The sequence below is a fragment of the Pedobacter sp. 05L430 genome (assembly GCF_056397585.1).
In genome coordinates this window covers 1-376 of record NZ_JBFTNT010000658.1, presented here as the reverse complement: position 1 = coordinate 376, position 376 = coordinate 1, and the positions used below count along the sequence as shown (strand labels likewise).

1 protein-coding gene is annotated in these 376 nt (G+C 37.8%); it reads right to left on the bottom strand.

The window, feature by feature from the left end:
* Window positions 1–143: 143 nt before the first annotated feature.
* Window positions 144–376 (bottom strand): ATP-dependent dethiobiotin synthetase BioD (gene bioD, locus AC1DG9_RS27840; RefSeq protein WP_477635809.1); only part of this gene is annotated, 233 nt, incomplete at its 5' end.

Below are 376 nucleotides of genomic sequence, written 5' to 3'. Positions count from 1 at the left end.
ATCGGTTTAAACCGTAAAGTTTTGGCTGACTTAGCTATGAACCATCCAGAAGCTTTTAAAGCTGTAATTGATGCAGTAAAATAGATATAACTTAAGTTATAAAAAAAGGGAGCTATTAGCTCCCTTTTTTTATGTCGTATATTTTATAAGTTAATGTGCTGACCGGCAGTGATGATATGTTCTTTGTCGATTCGACTCATAAAAGGCACTTTTCCAATTACCTTAACCCCGCTATAGTTCTGGATGTAATTTTCTGTCTCCGCATTTGCAGGGCCGTTGAATATTAGCCCCTCTACAGAGATCTGGTTTGCTTTAAGGACTTCTAGCGTAAGTAAGGTATGGTTAATGCTACCAAGGATGGTTAATGCTACCAAGG